The 508-nt window shown below is 76.0% G+C and carries 1 protein-coding gene; it reads right to left on the bottom strand.

Going from position 1 to position 508, the window contains the following annotated elements; genetic code table 11:
* Window positions 1–152: 152 nt before the first annotated feature.
* On the bottom strand, window positions 153–488 hold the full coding sequence (locus tag ACOV8S_RS31160) for a YnfA family protein (RefSeq protein ID WP_448321842.1): 336 nt from the start codon (window positions 486–488) through the stop codon (window positions 153–155).
* Between the last annotated feature and the right edge of the window lie 20 nt (window positions 489–508).

The following is a 508-nucleotide window of genomic DNA, read 5'->3' as shown; positions in this document are numbered from 1 at the left end:
GTCCCAGCCCCCACGAGGCCCCCGTTCCGCAACCCCGCGCTGCTCCCGGCCGCTTGCGAGCCTCGACCGCGGCCCGCGGCCCCGAGCGACGAGCCGCCCACACCGCCGCGCGGGTACCCACCACGCGGGTACCGTCCCGGTGGCGGCGGAGGTCAGCGGCCGCGGGGCGCGTACATGATGAGGGCCATGCCCGCGAGGCAGACGAGGGCGCCGGTGACGTCCCAGCGATCGGGGCGGTAACCGTCGGCGATCGCCCCCCACGCGAGGGACCCCGCGACGAAGACCCCGCCGTACGCGGCCAGCACCCGCCCGAACTCCCCGTCCGGCTGGAACGTCGCGACGAACCCGTACGCCCCCAGCGCCAGCACTCCCGCGCCGATCCACGCCCAGCCACGGCTCTCGCGGAAGCCCTGCCAGACGAGCCACGCGCCGCCGATCTCCAACACCGCGGCCAGCACGAAGAGCGCTGCGGACCTCACGATCACCATCGGGCCACCCTGCCACGTCC

The organism is Streptomyces sp. CO7 (assembly GCF_053474865.1).
The sequence above is the reverse complement of the archived record's forward strand: the minus strand, read 5'-3'. Positions and strand labels throughout refer to the sequence as shown.